Genomic DNA, 23,402 nt, shown 5'->3' with positions numbered 1-23,402 from the left:
ACGCCCCGCAGATTTGAGTGCACGGACGACGCAAGTGCAGTGCCAGACAAATCAACCGGTTGCGGTCGCCTTAAATGAAAAAATCACATCTGTGGGGCGGTGTCTTCTCGCGCCAGGTCGCTGACCTGCACATGGTGTTCTGCATCGGTGCGCACCGATGCAATGCATGCACCACAAGTGCTCGTGTGCGGTCAGATCGGGTGGTGCCGGGTCACGCCGGAAATACGCCGGTCGACAGGTACCGGTCGCCCCGGTCGCACACGATGAAGACGATGGTCGCGTTGCGCACCTGTTGCGAGAGCTGCAGCGCCGCCCAGCACGCCCCGGCCGCGGAAATGCCGGCGAACAGGCCTTCCTCGCGGGCCATGCGGCGTGCCATGTCCTCGGCATCGGCCTGGCTGACCAGCACCAGTTCGTCCACGCGGCGGGGCTCGTAGATTTTCGGCAGATAGGCCTCGGGCCACTTCCGGATGCCGGGAATGCGCGAGCCTTCGGACGGCTGTGCACCGATGATGCGCACCGCCGGGTTCATCTCCTTGAGATAGCGCGAGGTGCCGGTGATGGTGCCGGTGGTGCCCATGGCACTGACGAAATGGGTGATCTGCCCGTTGGTGTCGGCCCAGAGTTCGGGGCCGGTGGTCTCGTAGTGGACGCGCGGGTTGTCGAGGTTGGCGAACTGGTCCAGCACGCGGCCCTTGCCGTCGCGCTGCATCTGTTCGGCCAGATCGCGGGCGTACTCCATGCCGCCGGCCTTGGGTGTGAGCACGAGTTCGGCACCGAAGGCCTTCATGGTCTGCGCACGTTCGATGGACAGGTCCTCCGGCATGATCAGCACCATGCGGTAGCCGCGCACCGCAGCGGCCATGGCCAGCGCGATGCCGGTATTGCCCGAGGTGGCTTCGATGAGCGTGTCGCCCGGCTGGATCTCGCCGCGCTCTTCGGCGCGGCGGATCATGCTGATGGCGGGTCGGTCCTTGACCGAGCCTGCCGGGTTGTTGCCTTCGAGCTTGGCCAGGAGGACGTTGCCGCGTTCGGCAGCATCGGCGCCGGGCAGGCGCTGCAGGCGCACGAGCGGGGTGCGGCCAATCACGTCTTCGATGGTCTGGTAGGCGGGCATGGGATCTGTCTCCGGAGGTGGCGCAGCACCGATGCGGCACATTTTGGCAGCAAGGCGCACCGTGTGCTGCGCAAGGTGGGCGCCCTGGTTCGTCATGCCATAATCGCGGCTTCGCGCACCACGCAGCGCGACACCCACCTGCCGGAGTGGCGAAATCGGTAGACGCAGCGGATTCAAAATCCGCCGCCCTCAACAGGCGTGCCGGTTCGAGTCCGGCCTCCGGCACCAGTGATCAGGCTCACCACTCTCCCTCTCCAGAGAGTCTTCCCATGCCCCAGCTCCCCCCCGTCACCAAGGCCTTGATGCTGATCTGCACGGCGATGTACTGCCTGCAGATGCTCGCTGGGTACTGGGTCGAAACGCTGTTCGCGCTGTGGCCGCTGGGCAGCGGGCCATTCATGCCGTGGCAGTTGATCACCTACGCGTTCCTGCACGGCAGCATCGGACACCTGTTCTTCAACATGCTTGGCCTGTGGATGTTCGGCGCCGAACTGGAAACGGTCTGGGGACGCCAGCGCTACCTGCAGTTCCTCGGCGCCAGTGCGCTGGCGGGCGGTGTGGTGCAGTTGCTGGTGGTCAGTCTGGGGGTCACCGGTGGCGGGCCGACGCTGGGCGCTTCCGGCGCACTCTATGGCCTGCTGATGGCCTTCGGGATGATGTTCCCGGACCGCACGATCATGCCGCTGTTCCCGCCCATTCCGATGAAGGCCAAGGTCTTCGTGCTGGTGTTCGGCGGGATGGAGCTGCTGTTCGGTCTGGCAGGCGCAGGCGGTGTGGCGCACTTCGCGCACCTCGGCGGCATGCTCGGCGGCTGGCTGATGCTGCGCTTCTGGCGCGGCCTGCCGCCGTTTCCGCCGAAGCGCCGTCGCCGCTGATCGGCCGCAACCTCAGGCCAGCAGGCCGGTGGTGACCTCCGGGTAACGCAAGGCGACCCGCAATTCCCGTTTCATCCGCCGGTTGTCCAGCCGGCGCGATTCGCCCATGAAACTCAGCAGCATCGGGCTGAGTTGCGTGCGTGCCTCCTCGCGCGAAATCCGCCGCGGCAGGGGCAGTCCGCACAGCCGGGCTGCCAGATCGAAATAGTCCCCCATCTTCAGCTCGGTGTCGTCGCAGGCGTGCCAGATGCGCTGCGGCCGTCCGCGCAGGAGTGCCGCGGCGCACAGGCGCGCCAGATCGTCGGCGTGGATGTGGTTGGTGTAGACGTCGTCTTCGGCGCGCAGCACGGGGGTACCGCGCGCCAGCCGCTCGCGGGGGTGGCCGCCCGCCCGGTCGCTGGCATAGATGCCGGGGATGCGCAGGATCGATGCATTCACGCCATGGCCGACCGCCCAGTGGCGGATGGCCGATTCGGCGGCCACCCGGCGCCGTGCGCGGGCGTTGACCGGCGCGACGGTGCGGGTTTCGTCGAAGCGTGCGCCGCCCGTGTCGCCATAGACGCCGGTGGTGCTGCCGTAGACGAGACGCCGACAGACGCCGTGGCGGCCGAGCGCCAGCAGGAGGTGTCGGGTGCGGGGGTCGTGGTCGCCGCTGCCGGGTGGTGGTGCCAGATGCAGCACGCGCGGGGCGAGGGCACCCAGGCGGCGCAGCGAGGCTGGCGTATCCAGATTGCCGATCAGTGGTGTGATGCCTTGCGCGCGCAGCGTGGCGGATCGCTCCGCGTGCGAGGTCAGTGCACGCACGCGCCAGTGCTGGCCCAGGGCCTGTGCGACCCGCTGGCCGACATCGCCGCAGCCGATGATCAGCAGGCGTGGCTGGCGCATGCGGCGCAAGGGCCGCGCGGCGGCAGAGCGCGCGGCGCACAGGCGGGCAGGGTGGGGCATGGTTCGGGTTCTTTCGGATGGGTGCGGCACAATCTCGCCCGCGGCGATGTTGCCGGGACGCCCCAGAGGATACGAGCAATGACTTTCACGGTGACAGTGCAGCCCGCGGGCCGCAGCTTTGGCGTGGCGCGCGACGAGGCGATGCTGCCGGCGGCGATCCGCCAGGGCATCGGGTTGCCCTACGGCTGCAAGGACGGGGCCTGTGGATCGTGCAAGAGCCGGTTGCTCGAAGGGCGTGTGCTGCATGGTGCGCACCAGCTCAAGGCACTCAGCGAGGCCGAGGAGGCGTCAGGCCTGGTCCTGACCTGCTGCGCCACACCGCAGACGGATTGCGTGATCGAGTCGCGGCAGGTGACGTCGGTCGGGCAGTTTCCGGTGCTGAAGATGCCGGTGCGGGTCACGACGATCGATCGCCGTGCGCCGGACGTGGTGGTGTTGACGTTGCAGCTGCCGGGCAACCAGGTGTTCCAGTACCACGCCGGCCAGTACATCGAATTCATCCTGCGCGACGGCGCCCGGCGCAGCTACTCGATGGCGAGCGCGCCCGAGACGGCGCAGGGGCAGATGGAACTCCACATCCGCCACATGCCCGGCGGGCGCTTCACCGACCATGTGTTCGGGGCGATGAAGGAGCGCGAGATCCTGCGTGTGGAGGGGCCGTTCGGCAGCTTCTTCCTGCGCGAGGACAGTGCGAAGCCGGTGGTGCTGCTGGCCTCGGGAACTGGTTTTGCGCCGATCAAGGCGCTGATCGAGCACATGCAGGCGCGCGGCATGGAGCGTGAGGCGGTGCTGTACTGGGGCTGTCGCGGCGAAGCGGATCTCTACTTGCATGACTGGGCCATGGAGATGGCGCGCGCACTGCCCTGGCTGCGCTACGTGCCGGTGCTGTCGGAGCCTGGCGAGGCATGGCGGGGGCGCACGGGCTTCGTGCATCGTGCGGTGATGGCCGATCTGCCGGATCTTGCCGGGCACCAGGTCTATGCCTGCGGTGCACCGATCATGGTGCGTTCTGCGCAGCGGGATCTGGTGGCGCAGTGTGCCTTGCCGGCAGAAGAGTTCTATGCCGACGTGTTCACCAGCGAGGCGGACAAGCACGGTGCCTGACAGGGCAGGCTGGTTCGTCCCGAGTCAGCCAATGCAAAAGGCCCGCAGAGCGGGCCTTTGCAGTGGATCCACCCGGATCAGTCTTTAGGCAGCGGCAACCGCCAGGGCCTTGACCTTGGCAGACAGGCGGCTCTTGATGCGGGCGGCCTTGTTCTTGTGGAAGATGCCCTTGTCGGCGATCGAGTCGATCACGCGCTGGGCGGCGGTGAACGTGTCACCTGCCTTGGCCTTGTCGCCCGTGGCAACGGCCTTCAGCACGCCCTTGACGGCGGTGCGGAACTTCGAACGCAGCGAGGTGTTGGCGGCATTCAGTTTGACGTCCTGACGTGCGCGCTTGCGACCAGAGGCAATGCGGACGGTCTTCTTCTTGGCTTTGGAAGCGGTGGCCATGGTTTGTTTCGTGTTCCGGGTGGAGGAAAGCCTAGCACTATAGCATGGATAATCGCAGACTTTGCGACCGAGAATCCCTGCCCATGAGTCTGCTTCGTTCTGCCTCCGTTGTGTCCGCCCTCACGCTGGCCTCCCGGATCACCGGGCTCGTGCGCGAGCAGCTCATCGCGGCGGCCTTCGGGGCGAGCAGCGCCACCGATGCGTTCCAGGTCGCGTTCCGCATCCCGAATCTGCTGCGCCGCCTGTTTGCCGAGGGGGCGTTCTCGCAGGCCTTCGTGCCGATCCTGGCCGCTTCCCGCACAACCCATGGAGATGCGGCCACGCAGACGCTGATCGATGCCGTGGCCACCGTGCTGATGTGGTCGCTGGCGGTCGTGTGCGCAGTCGGGGTGGTCGGCTCGCCGGTGCTGGTGTGGGTGATGGCCTCCGGACTGCCGGCCGACGCCCAGGACTCCGCCGTCGTGATGACGCGGCTGATGTTCCCCTACATCGGCTGCATGTCGCTGGTGGCGCTGTCGGCGGGCATCCTGAACTCGTGGAAGCGCTTCGCCGTGCCGGCCATCACGCCGGTGCTGCTCAACCTGAGCGTGATCGGCGCGGCCTGGCTGCTGGCGCCGCAGTTCACGCACTGGGGAATTCCGCCGGTGTATGCGCTGGCGGTGGGCGTGATGATCGGCGGCCTGCTGCAGCTTGGCGTGCAACTGCCAGCGCTGCGCACGGTCGGTGTGATGCCGCACCTCGGCTTCACCGTCGCGGCCTTCCGGCAGGCCTGGGCGCACGAGGGCGTGCACCGCATCCTGCGCCAGATGGCGCCGGCGCTGCTCGGCGTGTCGGTGGCGCAGCTGTCGCTGCTGGTGAACACCCAGATCGCCTCGCACCTGGCGGCTGGCTCGGTGTCGTGGCTGACCTATGCCGACCGGCTGATGGAGTTTCCGACCGCGCTGCTGGGTGTGGCGATGGGCGTCGTGCTGCTGCCGCAGCTCTCGGCCGCACAGGCCAAGGGCGACATGGACGGCTACTCGGCGCTGCTCGACTGGGGGCTGCGCCTGGTGGTGCTGCTGGCCCTGCCGTGCGCGGTGGCGCTGCTGGTGTTTCCGCAGCCGCTGGTGGCGGTGCTCTACCACTACGGGCGCTTCACCGCGGCCGATGTGCAGCAGACGGTGCTGGCGCTGATGGGCTATGGCGCCGGGCTGATGGGGCTGGTGGCAGTCAAGGTGCTGGCGCCAGGCTTCTATGCCCGGCAGGACATCCGCACCCCCGTGCGCATCGCCATCACCGTGCTCGCGCTGACGCAGGCGATGAACGCCATTTTCGTTCCGTTGCTGGGGCATGCCGGGCTGGCGCTGTCGATCGGGCTGGCGGCGCTGATCAACGCCACCTGGCTGCTGATCGGCCTGCGCAAGCGGGGCAGCTACCGGCCGGCGCCGGGCTGGCTGGCGTTCGGGTTGCGTGTGGGCGCGGGCTGCGCGGTGATGGGGGCCGGGCTGGCCTGGGCGGCGCGGTCGGTCGACTGGATCGGGTTGCATGCGCACTCGGGCCTGCGCGTGGCCTTGCTGGCCGGGGTGCTGGCGCTGGCCGGGCTGGTGTATTTTGGCGTGCTGCGGTTGGTCGGGGTCAACTTGCGGCAATTTGCACGGCGTTGAGCGCTGACCGATACACTTTCAGGCATGGAGTGCCCCTCGCCATCCCCGCTGGATTATTTCGCTGCCCTGGTGCGCGATGACGACAGCCTGTCGCTGACCGAAGCGGCCGGTGCCATTGCGCTGGTCGACCACCCGGCGCTGGACCTCGCTGCGCTGCAGACCGAGCTGGACCAGCTCGCGCAGCGCCTGCGGCAGCGTCTGCCAGCCGATGCCGGCGCGCTGCAGCGGGTGCGGGGCCTGCACCAGTTCTTCTACCGTGATCTCGGGTTCGGTGGCAACGTCAACGATCTGCGCGATGCCGACAACAGCCACCTCCATGCGGTGCTGCAGCGGCGGCGCGGCCTGCCGATCGCGCTGGCGGTGCTCTACCTCGAACTCGCCGGGCAGCTCGGGCTGCAGGCGGACGGCATCTCCTTCCCCGGCCATTTCCTGATCAAGCTGCACCTGCCGCTGGGCGATGCGGTGATCGATCCCGTCGACGGGCGCTCGCTGACCCGCGCGGAGCTGGAGGAGCGGCTCGAACCCTATCTCAGCCACGAGATGCGGTTCGACCTGGAGACCGGCATGGGCCTGGGCGAGTTGCTGAGCGAATACCTCCAGCCAGCGTCGGCGCGCGAGATCCTGTCGCGCATGCTGCGCAATCTGGCCCGGCTGCACCGCGAGGATGGCGATCTGCCGCGCCTGCTGCAGGTGCAGCAGCGCCAGGTCGTGCTGGAGCCACTCGACTGGATCCTGCGCCGCGAGCGTGGCCAGACGTTCGCGGCGCTCGGCCAGACTGCGCTGGCGATCGAGGATCTGGCGCTCTACCTGCAGCACGCAGGCACCACGCCGGACCGATCACGGGTGTCTGCCCAGCTGGCTGCCTTGCGAGATGCAGGCCCGCCGCGGTGGCACTGAGCCCCACTGCGCCATGCTGAGACAATGTCCGGCATGAAGCTGCCCTTGACCCAACGCCTGATGCTCGCCTGGCTGGCGCTCGCAGGGGCATCGATCGTGCTGGTGTGGCTGCTCGCGCCGGTCCTCATGCCCTTCCTGACCGCCGCCGTGCTGGCCTATGTGCTGCAGCCGGCGGTCGACCGGCTGTCCCGGCACCTGCCGCGGGCGCTGGCCGTGGTGCTGGTGGAACTGGGGGCGCTCGCGGCGGCGCTCGGCGTGCTGCTGCTGATCGTGCCGATCATCTCGCGCGAGCTGCCGGTGCTGCGGGACCAGATCCCCGTGCTGGCGGTGCGGCTCAACGACCATCTGGCGCCCCGGCTGGCGCAGTTCGGCATCGCGATCAGCCTCGACATCGAGAGCATCAAGGCCTTCGTGCTCAAGTACTTCGATGCCAAGGGCGACGGCTGGCTGGCGGCGCTGCTGAGTTCGGCGCGCATCGGCGGCAGTTTCCTGCTGGCCATCATCGGCAATGCGGTGCTGGTGCCGGTGGTGACGTTCTACCTGCTGCTTGACTGGCATGACCTGCAGCGCCGTCTGTGCCGCATGGTGCCGCCGCGGTATCTCGACGCCGTGCTCGGGTTCGCCCGGGAGTGCGACGCGGTGCTGGGCCAGTACCTGCGTGGCCAGTTGCTGGTGATGCTCATCCTGGCGGCCTACTACACGGTGGCGCTGGCGCTGGCGCGCTTCGATCTCGCCTTGCCCGTGGGCATCTTCACGGGACTCGCGATCTTCGTGCCCTACGTGGGCTTCGGGATCGGCGCTGTGCTGGCATTGCTGGCAGGTGTGTTGCAATACGCCAGTCTGTACGGTGTGGGGGTGGTGGCCGTGGTCTATGGCGCGGGCCAGGTGATCGAGGGCTTCTTCCTCACACCCCGGCTGGTCGGCGAGCGCATCGGTCTGCATCCGCTGGCGGTGATCTTCGTGCTGCTGGCCTTCGGGCACCTGTTCGGCTTCGTCGGTGTGCTGCTGGCGCTGCCGGCCGGTGCGCTGGTGCTGGTGGCGTTGCGCCGGATGCGCACAGGCTATGTGGCCAGTCGGCTTTACCAGGGATGAACCTCGCGAATGCCTCGTGGATTGCCTCGTGACCGGACATCTCCGCTGATGCGGCAGGTGCCGCTCGCCTTCGGACCGGAGCCGGTGCTCCGGTTCGACACCTTCCTGCCCGGCGGCAACGCGCAGTGGGAGCAGGTGCTCATGGCCTTGCTGTCGCCGAGCCCGTCGATGCCGCTGTACCTGTGGGGGCCTCCCGGCAGTGGCAAGACGCACCTGCTGCAGGCGGCGGTCAGCCAGGCGCAGTCGTTCGGCCTGCCCACCATGAAGTTCGACCTCACGACGCCCACGCCCTGGGACTACGACGAGGATGCGCGCCTGCTGCTGCTCGATGACTGCGACCGCTACGACGCCGAGCGCCAGCACGAGGCCTTCCGCATGTTCATCGAGGCGACCACCGCGGGTGTGCCCATCATCGCTGGCGGGCGGCTGCCGCCGGTGGATCTGCCGGTGCGCGACGACCTGCGCACGCGGCTGGCGTGGGGTCTTGTCTACCGGCTGGTCCCTCCGACGGACGAGCAGGTCTGCGCGTTGCTGCGGCGCGATGCGGCCCGCCGCGGCATCGCGTTGAGCGATGAAGTGCTCGCCTATCTGCTCAGCAACAGCGAGCGTGACCTGACCCATCTGATGGACCTGCTGGGCCGTCTCGACCGCTATGCGCTGGCGGCCAAGCGGCCGGTGACGCTGCCGCTGCTGCGCCAGATGCTGGCCGAACCCGACCTGCACACGATCTGAATCCGATGCCCCAGAACGACCGCCACCGCCACCTCTGCCTGTTCGACCTCGACGGCACCCTGATCCCCATCGACTCCGACCACGCCTTCGGCGAGTTCATGGTGGCGATCGGCTGGGCCGACGGCGACACCTTCCGCGCCCGCAACGATGCCTTCTACGCCGACTACCAGGCCGGCACGCTCGACCTGCCGGCCTACATCGCCTTCACCACCGCCGCCTGGCGCGACCGCCCGCTGGCCGAATCCGCTGCAGCACATGCCCGCTTCATGCAGGAGGTGCTGCGCCCGAACGTGCACCCGCAGGCGCTGGAACTGGTGCGCTTCCACCAGCAGCGCGGCGACCTCGTCGCCATCGTCACTGCGACCAACGAATTCGTCACCACACCGATCGCCGCCGAGTTCGACGTCGATCACCTCCTGGCCGTGCAGCTCGACCGTGCACCCGACGGCCGCTGGGCGGGTACCATCCGCGGCACGCCCACCTTCCGCGAAGGCAAGGTCGGCCGTGTCCACGACTGGCTCGCCGGCCTGGGCCACCGCCTGAGCGACTTCTCCGGCATCAGCGTCTACAGCGACTCGCCCAACGACCTGCCGCTGCTGGAATTGGCCACCGAACCGGTGGCGACCAACCCGAGTCCCGCGCTCGAAGCCACCGCCCGCGAACGCGGCTGGCGCATCCTGCGGCTCTTCCCATGATCAAGAAATTCATCGACAAGCTGCTTGGCAAATCTGCCGGCAAGACCACCACCGGCCCGCAGACGCCCGCCACTGAACCCGAGGCGGCTGTTGTGCCGGTCGGGCCGGTGATCGGTGTGCGGGTGGAAGTGCCGGTGTCCGAACACGGCATCAACCCGGCACTGCTCGACGACCGCGCCATCAAGGTGGTCACCACGCTGCAGGACGCCGGGTTTGAAGCCTACGTCGTCGGCGGCGCCGTGCGCGATCTGCTGCTCGGCCACCGTCCCAAGGACTTCGACGTCGCCACCAGCGCGACGCCCGAGCAGGTGAAGTCGCTGTTCCGCCGCGCCTTCATCATCGGCCGGCGCTTCCGCATCGTCCACGTCGTGCACGGCCGTGGCCGCGAGCACGAGGTGATCGAGGTGTCCACCTTCCGTGCCTACCTCGACGCCAGCGCGGCCGAGCAGGTCGCCGGCAACGAGAAGACCTCCAAGTCCGAACTCGCCGGCAAGAGCCACGTCGTGGACGCCAGCGGCCGCGTGCTGCGCGACAACGTCTGGGGCCCGCAGGACGAGGACGCTGCGCGCCGCGACTTCACCGTCAACGCGCTGTACTACGACCCGCGTCGCCAGATCGTCGTGGACTACCACCATGGCCTCGCGGACGCCAAGAAGCGCCTGCTGCGCATGATCGGCGACCCGGTGACGCGCTACCGCGAAGACCCGGTGCGCATCATCCGCGTCGTGCGTTTCGCGGCCAAGCTGGGCTTCGAGATCGAGCCCGGCACGCGCAAGCCGATCCGGGCCTGCGCCGAGCTGCTCGCCAACGTGCCGGCGAGCCGGCTGTTCGACGAGATGATCAAGCTGCTGCAGACGGGGCACGCGCTCGCCAGTCTGGAAGAGCTGCGCAAGCAGGGCCTGCACAAGGGCATCTTCCCGATCCTGGATGCGGTGCTCGACGATGCCCACCAGCACGACGGCCGCGAACAGTTCATCCAGCGTGCGCTGGCCGACACCGACCGCCGCGTCGGCGAGGGCAAGCCGGTGGCGCCGAGCTTCATGCTGGCCTGCATGCTGTGGCACGACGTGGTACGCCGGGCCGCGCAACTGCGCACCAAGGGTGAAAATCCGACCGCCGCGATGCAGACAGCCACCGACGCCGTGTTCGATGCCCGCATCGGCGACATCTCCGGCCGCGGCAAGCTGGCGGCCGACATGCGCGAGATCTGGCTGATGCAGCCGCGTTTCGAGCGCCGCACGCCCTCGTCGGCGTTGTCGCTGGTGGAGCAGGTGCGCTTCCGGGCAGGCTTCGATTTCCTGCGTCTGCGCGCCGATGCAGGGGAAGCCGACAACGAACTCGCCCGCTGGTGGGAGGGGTTCTCCACCGCGAACGAGGCCGAACGCGAGGACCTGCTGACCGAGGCCCGCGCGCAGGACCAGGCTCGCCGCGCCGCTGGTGGATCCGCCGTGGTCGCCCGCGTACCGGGCGTCGAGGGCGATGCTGCGCCGGCTGGTGTTCCCGCTCCGGCCGCCCGCAAGCGCCGTCGCCGCCGCAAGCCGGCCGGTGAGCGGTCCGCAGCTGCCCCCACGTCGGAACCGGATGACTCCGCCACGTCCTGACGACATCCCGGCGCGGCTGGCCTGCATCGGTCTGGGCGCCAATCTGGGTGACGCCGCCGCGACGCTGGACGCCGCCTGTGCCGCGCTCGCCGCGTTGCCGAAAACCGAATGGGTTGCTGCCTCCGGCCGCTGGCGCAGCCGCCCGGTCGCGGCCAGCGGGCCGGACTATCTCAACGCTGTCGCCTGTGTGCGCACCCGCCTGGCGCCTGAGGCGCTGCTGGACGCCCTGCAGGCCATCGAACTCGCCCACGGCCGCGAACGCCCCTATCCGAACGCGCCGCGCACGCTCGATCTGGACCTGCTGCTCCATGGCGACCTGCAGCGCCACACTGCACGGCTCACCCTGCCGCATCCCCGCATGACCGAGCGGGCCTTCGTGCTGTTGCCACTGCTGCAGCTGTGCACGGCCCTGCCTGGACAGATCGTGCTGCCGGTCGGGCTGGACGCCGCCGATTGGCCGGCACGCGCGCACCGCCTCGCGGAGCAGCAGGGCATCGCGCCGGCCTGAACCCGTCCGGGTTCGATCGGGTTTCATTGCCGCGTGAATTCTTGGCGCCTGCGGCTAAACTCGCCCCGTCCTGAGTCATGACAACTGCGTGACAGCCGCCGAGACGGCGCACCGCGCAGGACTGTCCTTCCGTTCCCCACGTCCCCCTGGAGTCCCACACCATGTTGTTCGGCAAGCTGCTGCCGCGCGAAGGCAATTTCTTCGAGCTTTTCAACACGCATGGCGAAGCCATCGTCACCGGCGCCCGGGCGTTCCTGGCCATGGTCCAGAACTATGGCGACGTGACGCTGCGCGAGAAATACGCTGCCGAAGTCGATGACGCCGAACACGCCGCCGACAAGGTCACCGCCGAGGTCAACCGCCTGCTGCACAAGACCTTCATCACGCCGATCGACCGCGAGCAGATCCACGGCCTGATCAACGCGATGGACGACATCCTCGACCTGCTGCAGGACACCTCCGAGACGATGTCGCTCTACGACGTGCGCCACATGACCGAGGACGTGCTGCGCCTGAGCGAGCTGTCGGTCAAGTGCTGCGAGCGGGTGGCGCACGCGGTGACGCTGCTGTCCAAGCTCAGCCAGAGCAGCGTGGCCGAAGCCACCGTCAAGACCTGCGCGGAGATCGATCGCCTCGAATCCGATGCGGACCGTGTCATGCGCTCGGCGATGTCGAAGCTGTTCCGCGAGGAGCAGGACATCCGCGAGCTGATCAAGCTCAAGGCGATCTACGAATTGCTGGAGTCGATTTCCGACAAGTGCGAGGACGTCGCCAACCTGATCGAGGGCATCGTCCTCGAGAACTCCTGAGCGCGGACCAGGCCATGCAGGGGATTCAGGTCGGTTTCTGGGCCATCGCCATGCTGGTGGTGCTGGCGGTGCTGTTCGACTTCATGAATGGTTTCCACGACGCTGCGAACTCGATCGCGACCGTCGTGTCCACGGGCGTGCTCAAGCCGCAGCAGGCGGTGCTGTTCGCCGCATTCTTCAACGTGGTGGCGATCTCCATCTTCCAGCTCAAGGTGGCGGCCACCATCGGCAAGGGCATCGTCGAGCCGGGCATCGTCGACCACCATGTGGTCTTCGGTGCGCTGGTCGGGGCGATCGCCTGGAACGTGGTGACGTGGCTGTACGGCATCCCGTCCAGCTCGTCGCATGCACTGATCGGTGGCATCGTCGGCTCGGTGGTCGCCAAGGCCGGTGTCACGGCGTTGATCGGTGCGGGCATCTGGAAGACCGTGGCGTTCATCTTCGTGTCGCCGCTGCTGGGGTTCCTGCTCGGGTCACTGATGATGGTCATCGTGGCGTGGGTCTTTCGCCGCACGACGCCGCTGCGGGTCGACAAATGGTTCCGCCGGCTGCAGCTGGTGTCGGCTGGCCTGTACAGCCTGGGCCACGGCGGCAACGATGCGCAGAAGACCATCGGCATCATCTGGATGCTGCTGATTGCCACCGGCTACTCGCAGGCCGGCGACAAGATGCCGCCGAGCTGGGTGATCTGGTGCTGCTACGTGGCGATCGGCCTGGGCACGATGTTCGGCGGCTGGCGCATCGTCAAGACCATGGGCCAGAAGATCACCAAGCTCAAGCCGGTGGGCGGTTTCTGCGCCGAGACCGGTGGTGCGATCACGCTGTTCCTGGCGACGGCGCTGGGCGTGCCGGTCTCGACCACGCACACCATCACCGGTGCGATCGTCGGCGTTGGCTCGGTGCAGCGCGCCTCGGCCGTGCGCTGGGGCGTGGCGGGCAACATCGTGTGGGCGTGGATCTTCACGATTCCCGCCTCGGCCTCGGTCGCTGCCGCGGCTTATTACGCCGGCACCCGGCTGTTCTGAGGCCGCTCAGCGGCTGGTCTGGTGGGCGGCCTCGGCGGCGGTTTCGAAATAGCGCTGCAGCGTGAAGGTGATCGACGACAGCAGCACCGTCGCACCGATCAGCAGCGCCGCGATCACGCCAAGGACCGCGCCCCAGCCACCAGCCGGCGAGCCCTGGCCGGCCGGTGCACCGGGGTTGTGGCGGGCGTCCCAGCGCTCGTCGGTGCTCAGGCCACACAGGATGGCAGCGAGCATGCCCGCGGTGATCGACAGCCCGCCCAGCGGCAGCAGCCAGGGCGCAGCGGTGTCGTCCAGACCGAAGGCCAGCATGCGCTGCACGCCGGCCATGCCCAGCAGCATGAGCGGCACGTGGATCCAGCCCCACGCGTCGCGCAGGCCGTGCAGGTAGAAGCGGTGCAGTCCGAAGCCGCCTCCCACCACGGCGAGCCAGGTGGCCAGCGTCTTCGATTTCACGGTGCGCATGTCGAGATTCCAGGCGAGATGGTTGTGGGGGCGCTATTGTCGCCTGCACCCAGCGGGCGTTGCATCATCACCACATCCAGCCAGCGGTCGAATTTCCAGCCCACCGAGCGCATCACGCCGAGCGTCTCGAAGCCGCAGGCGCGGTGCACACCGACCGAACCGAGGTTGTCCGAGTCGCCGATCACCGCGAGCAACTGCCGTGCGCCCAGTGCGGTGCACCGCGCGATCAGCTCGGCCAGCAGCAGTCGGCCCAGCCCCAGCCGGTGGGCGCGCGGCGACAGGTAGATCGAATCCTCCAGTGCGTAGCGCCAGGCGGGGCGGGCGCGGAAGTGGTTGGCGTAGGCGTAGCCCAGTACCTCGGGGCCGTGGCCGATGTCGTGTTCGACGACGATCCAGGGCAGGCCTTTGCCGAGCACATCGGCGCGGCGGCGGGTCATCTCTGCGAGGTCGGGCGCATCGATCTCGAAGGTGCCGGTGCCGTGTTCGACGTTCGCGGCATAGACCGCGGTGATGGCCTGCAGGTCGGTCTCCTGACTGGGTCGGATCGTGGGAGCGTTCATGGGGGTCTGGGAAAGTTTATAATCCGCGGTTTTCCGATGACGACTGACCGGCCGCGTGCCACGCAGTGTGATCTAACGGGGTCGGAAAGAACGTGGTTGTCGCTTGCAAGTCGCTGGACTTGCGCACGGCATTGTCTGATCTGCTGGCCTGAGTGTCTCCTGGTCGCGTGGGTCTCTGGTTTTGCCTTCTATACCTTTGATCAAGGAAACATCATGGTCGTGATTCGTCTTTCCCGTGGCGGCGCCAAGAAGCGCCCGTTCTACAACCTGGTCGTGGCCCACAGCCAGAACCGCCGTGACGGCCGCTTCATCGAGCGCGTCGGCTTCTACAACCCGGTGGCGTCCGGCCAGGCCGAAGCCCTGCGCGTCGCCTTCGACCGCGTGGACTACTGGACCAGCGTCGGTGCACAACTGTCGCCCACCGTCGAGCGCCTGATCAAGCAAGCCAAGTCCACGGTCGCTGCGCCCGTCGCCGCCGCTGCCTGATCGCCCTTGCCCTGACTGCCCCGAGCGCCACACCATGACCGTGACCACCACCGATGACGCCGTGGCGTGGCCCGAGGACGCCATCGAGGTCGCGCGCGTGGCCGACGCCTGGGGCATCAAGGGCTGGCTGCGGATCCAGCCGTACGCGGCGGATCCGCAGGTCGTGCTCAAGGCACGGCACTGGTTCCTGCAGCCCCCTGCCGGCAAGCCGCGCGCCAAGGATGCGCCCGCACTGCCCAAGGTGCTGAACGTCACGCTGGTCAAGGAGCATAGCGACGGCGTGATCGCCTCCGTGCGCGAAGTGGCCGACCGCAACGGCGCCGAAGCGCTGCGCGGCGCCCGCATCTTCGTGTCGCGTTCGATCTTCCCGAAGACGGACGACGGCGAGTACTACTGGATCGACCTGATCGGCCTGAACGTCGTCAACCGCGACGGCGCTGCGCTGGGCACGGTCGCCGAGATGATGGACACCGGCGCCCACAGCGTGATGCGCCTGACCGCCGAGAGCGTCGACGAGGCCGGCACTCCCCGCACCGTCGAACGCCTGATTCCCTTCGTCGCCGCCTACATCGACGATGTCAGCCTGACCGAGCGGCGCATCGTCGCCGACTGGGGCCTGGACTACTGATCCCGCCGCGCCTGCTGCACCTGCACCTGCTGTGCGCTTCGACATCGTCACCCTGTTTCCCGAGCTGTTCGACCCGTTCCTGAAGGTCGGCGTGACCCGCCGTGCCTACACGACCGGGCAGGTCGATGTGCGCCTGTGGCCGCTGCGCGACCACGCGGACAACACCTACCGCCGCATCGATGACCGCGCCTATGGCGGTGGCCCCGGCATGGTGATGCTGGTCGAGCCGCTGGAGCGTGCGCTCGCGGCCATCCGCACGGACCGTGTCGAGTCCGCGCCCGTCATCCTGTTCAGTCCCGCCGGTGCCACCCTGACACAGTCACGTGTCCAATCGCTGGCGGCCGGCCCGGGTGCGATCCTGGTCTGCGGCCGCTACGAAGGGCTGGACCAGCGCTTCATCGATCGCCACGTGGACGAGGAGTTGAGCCTGGGCGATTTCGTGCTGTCCGGGGGCGAGTTGCCGGCGCTGACGCTGCTCGACGCCGTCACGCGGCTGCAGCCCGGTGTGCTGAATGCGGCGGCGTCGCACGAGCAGGACAGTTTTTCCGACGGTCTGCTCGACTGCCCGCACTACAGCCGTCCCGAGACACTCGGCGATGACGCCGTGCCGCCCGTGCTGCTGTCGGGCCACCACGCCCAGATCGCCCGCTGGCGCCGCGAGCGCCAGCTCGACCTGACCGTGCGCCGCCGCCCCGATCTCATCGCTGCAGCCCGCCAGGCCGGGCGCCTCAGTCGTGCCGATGAGCTGTACTTGTCAAAAATCCGGCTATAATCTCAGGTTTTGATCCTCTGCCAGAAGGAAGTCGGGTGCTCGACATGAGCGCACGCCCTTGCCGGTACGATCGCCTGGAGCTCCCATGAACCTGATCCAAGAACTCGAGCAAGAAGAAATCGCTCGACTCAACAAGACCATCCCGGCCTTCGCCCCTGGCGACACCGTGATCGTCAGCGTCAACGTCGTCGAAGGCACCCGCAAGCGCGTGCAGGCCTACGAAGGCGTCGTGATCGCCCGCCGCAACCGTGGCCTGAACAGCAATTTCATCGTCCGCAAGATCTCCAGCGGCGAAGGCGTGGAGCGCACGTTCCAGCTGTACAGCCCGCTGATCGCCAACATCGAAGTCAAGCGCCGCGGCGATGTCCGCCGCGCCAAGCTGTACTACCTGCGCCAGCGCAGCGGCAAGTCGGCACGCATCAAGGAAAAGCTGGCCTGATCGCTGGCTCACCCGCCGACCCTGGCTTCCTGCGTGCAGGATGCCTCGGCAACAAGGCCGCCTCCGGGCGGCTTTGTCGTTTTCGGCCTATGCTGAATCCATGCCCCGATCTCCCACCCTGATCCGCGATCCACGTGCCGTGCCGGTGGCTGGCGCAGACCTCCACCTTCCGGCACTGGCGAGCGAGTGCCTGACACCGGCCCGACTCAAGGCGCGATTCGCGTCGCCGCCCGACTGGCAGCCAGAATTCCGCGGCGATGGTGGTGGTCCGCTGTCGGACCGGTTGCCGACTGCAGCAGCGGTGCTCGTGCCACTGGTGGCACGCGAGGACGGTCTGCGCGTGCTGCTGACCCGCCGCACCGACCACCTGCGCACCCATGCGGGCCAGATCAGTTTTCCCGGGGGGCGGGTCGATCCCGGCGAAGTGGATCCAATCGTGACCGCGTTGCGCGAGGCGCGCGAGGAAATCGGGCTCGATGACCGGCACATCGAAGTGATCGGCGCGCTGCCCGCCTACACCACCGTCACGTCCTATGTCGTGACCCCGGTGGTGGCGCTGGTGCATCCGCCGTTCGAACTGCAGATCGAAGGTGGCGAGGTCGCCGAAGTGTTCGAAGTGCCACTGGCGTTCCTGATGGCGCCAGCCCACCACCAGGTCCATGTCTTCGACACACCCACCGAGCGCCGGCAGTTCCTGTCCATGCCTTGGCATGGCCTGTCGGCCGAAGGCGACGAGCGGGAGTACTTCATCTGGGGCGCTACGGCGGCGATGCTGCGCAACCTCTACCGCTTTCTGGCGGCCTGATGGGTTCATGCGGGTGAAGGCCGATGCCGTGCCGTTGTTCACACCGTTATCATTGAAGGCATGAGTTTCCTCGCCGTCCTGCTGGCCTTGATTGTTGAACAACTGCGGCCTCTGCCGCAGGGCAACCCCATTCATGAAGCATTGATCGACTGGGCGCGCTGGACCGCGCGCAATTTTGACGCCGGCAAGGAGCACCACGCCTGGGTCGTCTGGATGGTGACCGTGTTCACCCCGGCGCTGGTGGTGTGGGGCGTGTTCGCGCTGCTCCACCACCAGAGCCTGATCCTCGCGCTGAGCTGGAATCTGCTGATCCTCTACCTGACGCTTGGTTTCCGGCAGTTCAGCCACTACTTCACCGACATCCGCGATGCGCTGGAGCAAGGCGACGAAGACCGCGCCCGCAGCGTGCTGCAGGAATGGCGCCATCTCGACGCCAGCGAGTTACCCCGCACCGAGTTGCTGCGCCACGTCATCGAGCACGCGCTGCTGGCGGCACACCGGCATGTGTTCGGCGTGTTCTTCTGGTTCGTGCTGGGCTCCGCACTGGGGCTGGGGCCGGTGGGTGCGGTGGTCTACCGCATGTCGGATTTCTGCGCCCGCTACTGGGCCTTCAAGATCCGCGCCGAAACGGCGCCGGTCAACGGGGCACTGATGCTGCGCTCCCAGGCAGCGTTTGCGGTCCTCGACCACGTGCCGGCGCGATTGACTGCGGCGGGCTTCGCCGTGGTCGGCAACTTCGAGGAAGCGGTGGACTGCTGGCGGCAGTGTGCGGGGCTGTGGAAGCAGTCGAACGACGGTATTCTGCTGTCCGCTGCTGCCGGGGCCTGTGGCGTGTCGCTGGGCGGTGCGGATGCGCCGTCGCTCGCCACAGGGGCCTCCGGAGGCTTTGCCATGGCCCTGCCTGGCGAGGAGGTGGTCGACGGACAGGGCAGCACGCCGGGGGCGTCGCCGACTCTTTCGCACCTGCGCTCGGTGGTCGGGCTGGTGTGGCGCTCGATGGTGCTGTGGATGATGTTGCTGGCGCTGCTGTCGCTGGCGAACCGGCTGGGCTGATCCGCCGCCTTCAGCCCTTCAGGGTCTGCAGGGTCAGGCCGCCGGCCAGTGCGAGCATCATCATCGCGACCCCTGCATCGAACACACGCCAGGTGTGCGGCCGGCGGAACAGCGGCGCCAGACGCCCGGCGGTCCAGGCCAGCACGGTGAACCACAGCAGGCTCGACGTCATCGCGCCGGCGGCAAAGGTCCAGCGCCCATCTCCCTGTGCATTGGCCAGCGAGCCCAGCAGCACGGTCGTGTCAAGCCAGGCATGGGGGTTGAGCCAGCTGAAGGCTGCCGCTTGCAGCAGTGCCGAGCGCAGCGGCAGTGCCGGGCCGCCGTGCCCGTCGAGGCCGTCTCCCGTGGGGCGCCACGCCCGCCGCGCTGCCTGCAGACCGTAGACCGACAGGAACAGGATGCCGGCGACCGTCATGAGTGGAATCGCCAGCGGAAAGACCGTAGACGCCGCGCCGATGCCCGCTGTTCCCAGTGCGATCAGTGCCGCATCCGATGCCGCGCACAGGGTGACCACCGCCCCCACGTGTTCGCGCCGCACGCCCTGGCGCAGGATGAAGGCGTTCTGGGCGCCGATGGCCATGATCAGACCGGCGCTGGCGGCCATGCCGAGGAAGTAGGTGCTGGTGTTCATGGGAGTCAGCGTAGGGCGGTGAGCTGGCGTAGTACAGCTAAACTTCCTAACCATGATTAAGTTGGGCTTCACCCGATGATCGACCTTGTCGCGCTGCGTGCGCTGTCCACCGTGCTGCGCCTGGGCAGCTTCGAGCGCGCGGCGCGCGAGCTGCACGTGACGCCGTCGGCGGTGTCGCAGCGGGTCAAGGCGCTGGAGGAGCGGCTGGGCTGCGTGCTGCTGGTCCGCTCGGCGCCGGTCACGCCGACGCCCGAAGGCGCGCGCCTGTACCGCCACTTCCTGCAGATCGAGATGCTTGAAGCCGACCTGCAGAACGACCTGCAGCCCCTGACCGAGGCCGGTGCGCCCGCCACCCGGCCGCGCAGCATTCCTGTGGCCGTCAACGCCGACAGCCTGGCGACCTGGTTCATCCCGGCGATGGTCGATTTCCACACCCGCAGTGGCGACACGCTGGCGCTGCAGGTCGATGACCAGGACCACACGCGTGAATGGCTGAAGAACGGCACGGTGTTCGGCGCGGTCACGGCAGCGGCCGAGCCGGTGGGCGGTTGCCGGGTCGATGCACTCGGGTCGATGCGCTACATCGCCGCGGTGAGTCCGGCGCATGCACAGCAGCACTTTGCCGGCGTGCCGCTGGCCGAGGGGTTCCGGCGCGCGCCGATGCTGGTCTACAACCAGAAGGACCAGATGCAGCACCGCTTCCTCGCCCAGGTGATCGGCGAGGACTGCACGCCACCGCAGTGGTGGGTGCCGTCGGCGCAAGGCTTTCTCGATGCGGCCATCGCCGGACTCGGCTGGGGCCTGCACCCGATCCCGCTGGCCGCCGCCGCGCTGGCGTCGGGCGCGCTGGTGGACCTGTGTCCGGGGCACAGCGTGTCGGTGGCGCTCTACTGGCAGAGCTGGCGGCTCGACTCGGCCAGCGTGCGCACGCTGCGGGACTGCGTCTGGCGGGCTGCCTCGGCGGTGCTGGATCAGTAGTGCGTGCGGCCCAGCTCGTCGCGTACTTCGAGGTAGATCCGGTGCCGCGACGGCGCGATGTCTCCACGCTCCAGCGCCGCCAGCACCGCACAGCCCGGCTCGTGGTCGTGGCTGCAGTTGGCGAAGCGGCACTGACCCAGGTACGGTGACAGGTCCGGCATCCACGCTGCGAGATCTTCCACGGGAACGTGGCGCAAGCCGAACTCCTGGAAGCCCGGCGAGTCGATCAGCGCGCCCTGGTGCGCGTCGTCGAGCCAGTACCAGCGCGTGTGCGTCGTCGTGTGGCGGCCGGAGTTCAGCGCGACCGAGATCTCGCGCACCGGCGCCGCGGCGTCCAGCCCGAGCAGGTTCACCAGCGTGCTCTTGCCGGTGCCGGACGGGCCGAGCACCAGCGTCGAGCCGGTGGCGAGCAGGTCGGTCAGGCGGGCGCGTGTCTCGTCCGGCTGCGCCTTGATGGCGACCTCGATCACGTCGTAGCCCATCTTCACGTAGGGCGCCAGCCGCTCGCGGGCGAGCTGCGCCGACTCGACCAGGTCGATCTTGTTCAGCAGGATGTGGACCTGGATGCGCGCCTGCTCGGCGGCGACCAGCGCGCGGGCGAGCTGGCTCTCGCTGAACACCGGCTCGGCCGCGACCAGGATCAGCAGCCGGTCCAGGTTCGCGGCGAACGACTTGGTCTTCCATTCGTCCTGGCGGTAGAGCAGGTTGGTGCGCGGCTCCAGCGCCTCGATCACGCCCTCGTTGCCCAGCGTGTCGGTGGGCTGCCAGCGCACGCGGTCACCGACGACGCACTGGCTCTTCTTGCCGCGGGTGCTGCACTTGATCTCGCGGCCCTCCGGTGTCTCGACGATGTAGTGGCGGCCGTGGCCGGCGATGACGAGGCCGATGTCGAGTTCAGGTGTGGGCATGGAGGGCGGCGAGGCGTTCGGACGCGGGTGGGTGGGAATAGTGGAAGCGCACGTACAGCGGATCGGGGGTCAGCGTGGTCGCGTTGTCCTCGAAGAGCTTGAGCAGGGCGGAGGTCAGGTCGGTCGCCTGCGCCTGCTGGCTGGCGTAGGCATCGGCCTCGAACTCGTGGCGGCGCGAGACAGCCGCCGTGATCGGTGTGATGAAGAAGCCGAACACCGGCCCGGCCAGTGTCAGCAGCAGCAACGCCAGGCCGTGGTTCGGCGCCATCATGTTCGGCTGCACGCCCAGGCCGGTGTAGAAGCTCGGCTGGTTCATCAGCCAGCCCAGCAGCGCCAGGCTCGCCAGCCACACGCCCATCACCGTGACCAGCCGCTTGGGCACATGGCGGTGGTGGAAGTGGCCGAGTTCGTGGGCCAGCACCGCCTCGATCTCCTCGGGTGACAGACGCGACAGCAGCGTGTCGAAGAACACCACGCGCTTGCTGGCGCCGAAGCCGGTGAAGTAGGCGTTGGCGTGCGCGGAGCGCTTCGAGCCGTCCATCACGTACAGGCCCTGCGCCTTGAAGCCGCAGCGCTGCATCAGTGCCTGCACGCGCTCCTTCAGCGACGTGTCGTCCAGCGGCTGGAACTTGTTGAACAGCGGCGCGATGACCGTCGGGTAGAGCACCTGCATCAGCAACGTGAACCCGGCCAGCACCGCGAACGCCCACAGCCACCACAGCGCACCCGCTGCCGCCATCAGCCACAGCACCAGCGCCATCAGCGGGATGCCGACTGCCGCGCCCACGACCGTGCCGACCAGCGCGTCCTTGAGCCACAGCACCCAGGTCATGCGGTTGAAGCCGAACTGCTGCTCGATGCGGAAAGTGCGCCACAGGTCGAAGGGCAGGTCGATCACGCTGCCGATGGCGCTCACCGCCACCAGCAACGCGACCTGGTAGCCCAGCGCGCCCCAGCGCGGCAGCGCCCAGTCGCGCACGACCACGTTCACCGCGTCCAGCCCGCCCAGCAGCGTCCAGCCCAGCAGCATCGCGCCGCCCCAGGCGGTCGTCAGCAGATCGAAACGCTGGCGGGCGATGGTGTAGTCGGCGGCCTTCTGGTGCGCTTCGAGCGAGACCACGTCGGCGAAGGCGGCGGGCACGGCGCTGCGGTGCTGCGCCACGTGGCGGATCTGGCGGCTGATCAGCCACAGGCGGGTGCCGAGCATCGCCACAAGGGCGGCGGCGAAGGCGAACGTCACGGCGAGCGAATGCATGCGCGGATTCTCGCCGATGGCGCGTGGGAAAATCGCCGCTTCTCCTGGAGCCCCTGATGACCGAGCCGATTGCCGCTGAAGTTCCCGTCCCGACCCTGACCCGCAACGACCAGAACCTCGTCTGGATCGACATGGAAATGACCGGGCTCGACCCGGCGACCGACCGCATCATCGAGATCGCCGTCGTCGTCACCGATGCGCAGCTGACCCTGCGTGTCGAAGGGCCGGTGATCGCCATCCACCAGTCGGACGCCGTGCTGAACGGCATGGACGCCTGGAACAAGGGCACCCACGGCAAGAGCGGCCTGATCGACCGTGTGAAAGCCTCGGCCATCACCGAAGACGAAGCGGGCCAGCAGGTGATCGCCTTCCTGAAGCAGTACGTCAGCGCGAAGGCCTCGCCGATGTGTGGCAACAGCATCTGCCAGGACCGGCGCTTCATGGCGAACTACATGAAGAAGCTGGAAGCCTTCTTCCACTACCGCAACGTCGATGTCTCCACGCTGAAGGAGCTGGCGCGCCGCTGGCAACCGTGCCTGGTCGAGGGATTCAAGAAGCACCAGAAGCACACGGCGCTGGCCGACATCCACGAGTCGATCGACGAGCTGCTGTACTACCGGGCGCACATCCTCAAGGTGTGAGGTGCGACGGGTGGTGGCGTGCGCCGCCGGCTACTTGCGCGCCAGATAGACACCCGCCATCGCGATCGCCATGCCTGCCATCGCCACCGGGCTGAGCGCCTCGCCGAACAGCACCCACGCCACCACCGCGGTGCAGGGCGGCACCATGTAGAACAGGCTGGCGACGTTCACCGCGCTGCCCGAGCGGATCAGCAGGTTCAGCAGCCCGACCGCGCCGAGCGAGAGCACCAGCACCAGCCACCCCAGGGCGAAGACGAAGGCGCCCGAGGACCAGTCGATCGTGCGGTCCTCGGTCCACCACGCCAGCGCGCCGGTGACGAGCAGGCAGGGCAGGAATTGCGCCACCGCGCC

General features: G+C 68.1%; 28 protein-coding genes and 1 tRNA gene. 20 read left to right on the top strand and 9 right to left on the bottom strand.

Annotated elements, in window-relative coordinates; all coding sequences use genetic code 11:
• Nucleotides 1–211: 211 nt before the first annotated feature.
• Nucleotides 212–1,117 (bottom strand): cysteine synthase CysM, encoded by a 906-nt coding sequence (gene cysM, locus AB3X43_RS03735; RefSeq protein ID WP_369428540.1) that lies wholly within the window; start codon nt 1,115–1,117, stop codon nt 212–214.
• Between the two features lie 140 nt (nt 1,118–1,257).
• On the opposite strand from cysM, the gene AB3X43_RS03730 reads away from it, so the two are divergent.
• Both AB3X43_RS03730 and AB3X43_RS03725 read left to right on the top strand, forming a co-directional pair.
• A tRNA-Leu gene (locus tag AB3X43_RS03730) sits at nt 1,258–1,345 on the top strand.
• 41 nt (nt 1,346–1,386) lie between these two features.
• A complete protein-coding gene (locus AB3X43_RS03725; RefSeq protein WP_369428539.1) occupies nt 1,387–1,992 on the top strand; it encodes a rhomboid family intramembrane serine protease in 606 nt (201 codons plus the stop codon).
• Nucleotides 1,993–2,004: 12 nt separating this feature from the next.
• On the opposite strand, the gene AB3X43_RS03720 is transcribed toward AB3X43_RS03725, so the two are convergent.
• Nucleotides 2,005–2,937, bottom strand: a complete 933-nt coding sequence (locus tag AB3X43_RS03720; protein WP_369428538.1) for an NAD-dependent epimerase/dehydratase family protein — start codon at nt 2,935–2,937, stop codon at nt 2,005–2,007.
• Nucleotides 2,938–3,015: 78 nt separating this feature from the next.
• Here AB3X43_RS03720 and AB3X43_RS03715 point away from each other — a divergent pair, with 78 nt between their 5' ends.
• Nucleotides 3,016–4,041 carry a CDP-6-deoxy-delta-3,4-glucoseen reductase gene (locus AB3X43_RS03715; protein WP_369428537.1) on the top strand — a complete coding sequence of 342 codons (1,026 nt, stop codon included), beginning with the start codon at nt 3,016–3,018 and terminating at the stop codon, nt 4,039–4,041.
• 84 nt (nt 4,042–4,125) lie between these two features.
• On the opposite strand, the gene rpsT is transcribed toward AB3X43_RS03715, so the two are convergent.
• Complete coding sequence (rpsT, locus tag AB3X43_RS03710) at nt 4,126–4,431, bottom strand: 30S ribosomal protein S20 (RefSeq protein WP_369428536.1); 306 nt, start codon at nt 4,429–4,431, stop codon at nt 4,126–4,128.
• An 83-nt stretch (nt 4,432–4,514) separates the two neighbouring features.
• Between rpsT and murJ the strand changes: the two genes are divergently transcribed.
• The 9 genes from murJ (at nt 4,515) to AB3X43_RS03665 (ending at nt 13,433) form a co-directional block, all read left to right on the top strand.
• Nucleotides 4,515–6,074 (top strand): murein biosynthesis integral membrane protein MurJ, encoded by a 1,560-nt coding sequence (gene murJ, locus AB3X43_RS03705; protein ID WP_369428535.1) that lies wholly within the window; start codon nt 4,515–4,517, stop codon nt 6,072–6,074.
• 24 nt (nt 6,075–6,098) lie between these two features.
• Nucleotides 6,099–6,971, top strand: a complete 873-nt coding sequence (locus AB3X43_RS03700; RefSeq protein WP_369428534.1) for a SirB1 family protein — start codon at nt 6,099–6,101, stop codon at nt 6,969–6,971.
• Nucleotides 6,972–7,004: 33 nt separating this feature from the next.
• On the top strand, nt 7,005–8,063 hold the full coding sequence (locus AB3X43_RS03695; RefSeq protein WP_369428533.1) for an AI-2E family transporter: 1,059 nt from the start codon (nt 7,005–7,007) through the stop codon (nt 8,061–8,063).
• Nucleotides 8,064–8,111: 48 nt separating this feature from the next.
• Nucleotides 8,112–8,795 carry a DnaA regulatory inactivator Hda gene (hda, locus tag AB3X43_RS03690; RefSeq protein ID WP_369428532.1) on the top strand — a complete coding sequence of 228 codons (684 nt, stop codon included), beginning with the start codon at nt 8,112–8,114 and terminating at the stop codon, nt 8,793–8,795.
• A gap of 5 nt (nt 8,796–8,800) precedes the next feature.
• The gene (locus AB3X43_RS03685) at nt 8,801–9,490 is read left to right on the top strand and encodes an HAD family hydrolase (RefSeq protein WP_369428531.1); all 690 of its coding nucleotides are present in this window, start codon (nt 8,801–8,803) and stop codon (nt 9,488–9,490) included.
• Complete coding sequence (pcnB, locus tag AB3X43_RS03680) at nt 9,487–11,091, top strand: polynucleotide adenylyltransferase PcnB (RefSeq protein WP_369428530.1); 1,605 nt, start codon at nt 9,487–9,489, stop codon at nt 11,089–11,091. Before AB3X43_RS03685 ends, pcnB begins: the two co-directional genes overlap by 4 nt.
• A complete protein-coding gene (folK, locus tag AB3X43_RS03675) occupies nt 11,072–11,599 on the top strand; it encodes a 2-amino-4-hydroxy-6-hydroxymethyldihydropteridine diphosphokinase (RefSeq protein WP_369428529.1) in 528 nt (175 codons plus the stop codon). Before pcnB ends, folK begins: the two co-directional genes overlap by 20 nt.
• 161 nt (nt 11,600–11,760) lie before the next feature.
• Nucleotides 11,761–12,408 carry a DUF47 domain-containing protein gene (locus AB3X43_RS03670; protein WP_369428528.1) on the top strand — a complete coding sequence of 216 codons (648 nt, stop codon included), beginning with the start codon at nt 11,761–11,763 and terminating at the stop codon, nt 12,406–12,408.
• 14 nt (nt 12,409–12,422) lie between these two features.
• Nucleotides 12,423–13,433, top strand: a complete 1,011-nt coding sequence (locus AB3X43_RS03665) for an inorganic phosphate transporter (protein ID WP_369428527.1) — start codon at nt 12,423–12,425, stop codon at nt 13,431–13,433.
• 6 nt (nt 13,434–13,439) lie between these two features.
• Here the strand turns inward: AB3X43_RS03665 and AB3X43_RS03660 are convergent, their stop codons facing one another.
• The gene (locus tag AB3X43_RS03660; RefSeq protein WP_369428526.1) at nt 13,440–13,895 is read right to left on the bottom strand and encodes a TM2 domain-containing protein; all 456 of its coding nucleotides are present in this window, start codon (nt 13,893–13,895) and stop codon (nt 13,440–13,442) included.
• Nucleotides 13,883–14,455, bottom strand: a complete 573-nt coding sequence (locus tag AB3X43_RS03655; RefSeq protein ID WP_369428525.1) for a GNAT family N-acetyltransferase — start codon at nt 14,453–14,455, stop codon at nt 13,883–13,885. Before AB3X43_RS03655 ends, AB3X43_RS03660 begins: the two co-directional genes overlap by 13 nt.
• Before the next feature lie 213 nt (nt 14,456–14,668).
• On the opposite strand from AB3X43_RS03655, the gene rpsP reads away from it, so the two are divergent.
• The 6 genes from rpsP (at nt 14,669) to AB3X43_RS03625 (ending at nt 18,638) form a co-directional block, all read left to right on the top strand.
• The gene (rpsP, locus tag AB3X43_RS03650; RefSeq protein ID WP_322587076.1) at nt 14,669–14,941 is read left to right on the top strand and encodes a 30S ribosomal protein S16; all 273 of its coding nucleotides are present in this window, start codon (nt 14,669–14,671) and stop codon (nt 14,939–14,941) included.
• A 34-nt stretch (nt 14,942–14,975) separates the two neighbouring features.
• A complete protein-coding gene (rimM, locus tag AB3X43_RS03645; RefSeq protein WP_369428524.1) occupies nt 14,976–15,569 on the top strand; it encodes a ribosome maturation factor RimM in 594 nt (197 codons plus the stop codon).
• Between the two features lie 31 nt (nt 15,570–15,600).
• Complete coding sequence (gene trmD, locus AB3X43_RS03640) at nt 15,601–16,341, top strand: tRNA (guanosine(37)-N1)-methyltransferase TrmD (RefSeq protein WP_369428523.1); 741 nt, start codon at nt 15,601–15,603, stop codon at nt 16,339–16,341.
• 85 nt (nt 16,342–16,426) lie between these two features.
• The gene (gene rplS, locus AB3X43_RS03635; protein WP_369428522.1) at nt 16,427–16,780 is read left to right on the top strand and encodes a 50S ribosomal protein L19; all 354 of its coding nucleotides are present in this window, start codon (nt 16,427–16,429) and stop codon (nt 16,778–16,780) included.
• A 100-nt stretch (nt 16,781–16,880) separates the two neighbouring features.
• The gene (locus AB3X43_RS03630) at nt 16,881–17,585 is read left to right on the top strand and encodes a CoA pyrophosphatase (RefSeq protein ID WP_369428521.1); all 705 of its coding nucleotides are present in this window, start codon (nt 16,881–16,883) and stop codon (nt 17,583–17,585) included.
• A 60-nt stretch (nt 17,586–17,645) separates the two neighbouring features.
• Nucleotides 17,646–18,638: a CobD/CbiB family protein gene (locus tag AB3X43_RS03625; protein ID WP_369428520.1), complete on the top strand. Its 993-nt coding sequence runs from the start codon at nt 17,646–17,648 to the stop codon at nt 18,636–18,638.
• A 10-nt stretch (nt 18,639–18,648) separates the two neighbouring features.
• Here AB3X43_RS03625 and AB3X43_RS03620 read toward each other — a convergent pair whose 3' ends face one another.
• Nucleotides 18,649–19,269 (bottom strand): LysE/ArgO family amino acid transporter, encoded by a 621-nt coding sequence (locus AB3X43_RS03620; protein WP_369428519.1) that lies wholly within the window; start codon nt 19,267–19,269, stop codon nt 18,649–18,651.
• A 75-nt stretch (nt 19,270–19,344) separates the two neighbouring features.
• Between AB3X43_RS03620 and AB3X43_RS03615 the strand changes: the two genes are divergently transcribed.
• The gene (locus tag AB3X43_RS03615; RefSeq protein WP_369428518.1) at nt 19,345–20,247 is read left to right on the top strand and encodes a LysR family transcriptional regulator ArgP; all 903 of its coding nucleotides are present in this window, start codon (nt 19,345–19,347) and stop codon (nt 20,245–20,247) included.
• Here the strand turns inward: AB3X43_RS03615 and rsgA are convergent.
• Both rsgA and AB3X43_RS03605 read right to left on the bottom strand, forming a co-directional pair.
• Nucleotides 20,241–21,155: a ribosome small subunit-dependent GTPase A gene (gene rsgA / locus AB3X43_RS03610; protein ID WP_369428517.1), complete on the bottom strand. Its 915-nt coding sequence runs from the start codon at nt 21,153–21,155 to the stop codon at nt 20,241–20,243. The genes AB3X43_RS03615 and rsgA overlap by 7 nt on opposite strands.
• Complete coding sequence (locus AB3X43_RS03605; protein WP_369428516.1) at nt 21,142–22,410, bottom strand: M48 family metallopeptidase; 1,269 nt, start codon at nt 22,408–22,410, stop codon at nt 21,142–21,144. The genes rsgA and AB3X43_RS03605 overlap by 14 nt, the downstream gene beginning before the upstream one ends.
• A 56-nt stretch (nt 22,411–22,466) precedes the next feature.
• On the opposite strand from AB3X43_RS03605, the gene orn reads away from it, so the two are divergent.
• A complete protein-coding gene (orn, locus tag AB3X43_RS03600; RefSeq protein WP_369428515.1) occupies nt 22,467–23,051 on the top strand; it encodes an oligoribonuclease in 585 nt (194 codons plus the stop codon).
• A 30-nt stretch (nt 23,052–23,081) separates the two neighbouring features.
• Here orn and AB3X43_RS03595 read toward each other — a convergent pair.
• The coding region (locus tag AB3X43_RS03595; RefSeq protein ID WP_369428514.1) for an EamA family transporter at nt 23,082–23,402 on the bottom strand (321 nt) is incomplete at its 5' end.

Origin of the sequence: Sphaerotilus sp. (assembly GCF_041083715.1) — a bacterium.
Lineage (GTDB): Bacteria > Pseudomonadota > Gammaproteobacteria > Burkholderiales > Burkholderiaceae_C > Sphaerotilus.
The sequence above is the reverse complement of the archived record's forward strand: the minus strand, read 5'-3'. Positions and strand labels throughout refer to the sequence as shown.

Bases quoted from the DNA above. Each gene is read 5' to 3' on its own strand.
- cysM (WP_369428540.1), bottom strand. From the start codon at position 1,117: ATGCCCGCCTACCAGACCATCGAAGACGTGATTGGCCGCACCCCGCTC.
- AB3X43_RS03725 (WP_369428539.1), top strand. From the start codon at position 1,387: ATGCCCCAGCTCCCCCCCGTCACCAAGGCCTTGATGCTGATCTGCACG.
- AB3X43_RS03720 (WP_369428538.1), bottom strand. From the start codon at position 2,937: ATGCCCCACCCTGCCCGCCTGTGCGCCGCGCGCTCTGCCGCCGCGCGG.
- AB3X43_RS03715 (WP_369428537.1), top strand. From the start codon at position 3,016: ATGACTTTCACGGTGACAGTGCAGCCCGCGGGCCGCAGCTTTGGCGTG.
- rpsT (WP_369428536.1), bottom strand. From the start codon at position 4,431: ATGGCCACCGCTTCCAAAGCCAAGAAGAAGACCGTCCGCATTGCCTCT.
- murJ (WP_369428535.1), top strand. From the start codon at position 4,515: ATGAGTCTGCTTCGTTCTGCCTCCGTTGTGTCCGCCCTCACGCTGGCC.
- AB3X43_RS03700 (WP_369428534.1), top strand. From the start codon at position 6,099: ATGGAGTGCCCCTCGCCATCCCCGCTGGATTATTTCGCTGCCCTGGTG.
- AB3X43_RS03695 (WP_369428533.1), top strand. From the start codon at position 7,005: ATGAAGCTGCCCTTGACCCAACGCCTGATGCTCGCCTGGCTGGCGCTC.
- hda (WP_369428532.1), top strand. From the start codon at position 8,112: ATGCGGCAGGTGCCGCTCGCCTTCGGACCGGAGCCGGTGCTCCGGTTC.
- AB3X43_RS03685 (WP_369428531.1), top strand. From the start codon at position 8,801: ATGCCCCAGAACGACCGCCACCGCCACCTCTGCCTGTTCGACCTCGAC.
- pcnB (WP_369428530.1), top strand. From the start codon at position 9,487: ATGATCAAGAAATTCATCGACAAGCTGCTTGGCAAATCTGCCGGCAAG.
- folK (WP_369428529.1), top strand. From the start codon at position 11,072: ATGACTCCGCCACGTCCTGACGACATCCCGGCGCGGCTGGCCTGCATC.
- AB3X43_RS03670 (WP_369428528.1), top strand. From the start codon at position 11,761: ATGTTGTTCGGCAAGCTGCTGCCGCGCGAAGGCAATTTCTTCGAGCTT.
- AB3X43_RS03665 (WP_369428527.1), top strand. From the start codon at position 12,423: ATGCAGGGGATTCAGGTCGGTTTCTGGGCCATCGCCATGCTGGTGGTG.
- AB3X43_RS03660 (WP_369428526.1), bottom strand. From the start codon at position 13,895: ATGCGCACCGTGAAATCGAAGACGCTGGCCACCTGGCTCGCCGTGGTG.
- AB3X43_RS03655 (WP_369428525.1), bottom strand. From the start codon at position 14,455: ATGAACGCTCCCACGATCCGACCCAGTCAGGAGACCGACCTGCAGGCC.
- rpsP (WP_322587076.1), top strand. From the start codon at position 14,669: ATGGTCGTGATTCGTCTTTCCCGTGGCGGCGCCAAGAAGCGCCCGTTC.
- rimM (WP_369428524.1), top strand. From the start codon at position 14,976: ATGACCGTGACCACCACCGATGACGCCGTGGCGTGGCCCGAGGACGCC.
- rplS (WP_369428522.1), top strand. From the start codon at position 16,427: ATGAACCTGATCCAAGAACTCGAGCAAGAAGAAATCGCTCGACTCAAC.
- AB3X43_RS03630 (WP_369428521.1), top strand. From the start codon at position 16,881: ATGCCCCGATCTCCCACCCTGATCCGCGATCCACGTGCCGTGCCGGTG.
- AB3X43_RS03625 (WP_369428520.1), top strand. From the start codon at position 17,646: ATGAGTTTCCTCGCCGTCCTGCTGGCCTTGATTGTTGAACAACTGCGG.
- AB3X43_RS03620 (WP_369428519.1), bottom strand. From the start codon at position 19,269: ATGAACACCAGCACCTACTTCCTCGGCATGGCCGCCAGCGCCGGTCTG.
- AB3X43_RS03615 (WP_369428518.1), top strand. From the start codon at position 19,345: ATGATCGACCTTGTCGCGCTGCGTGCGCTGTCCACCGTGCTGCGCCTG.
- rsgA (WP_369428517.1), bottom strand. From the start codon at position 21,155: ATGCCCACACCTGAACTCGACATCGGCCTCGTCATCGCCGGCCACGGC.
- AB3X43_RS03605 (WP_369428516.1), bottom strand. From the start codon at position 22,410: ATGCATTCGCTCGCCGTGACGTTCGCCTTCGCCGCCGCCCTTGTGGCG.
- orn (WP_369428515.1), top strand. From the start codon at position 22,467: ATGACCGAGCCGATTGCCGCTGAAGTTCCCGTCCCGACCCTGACCCGC.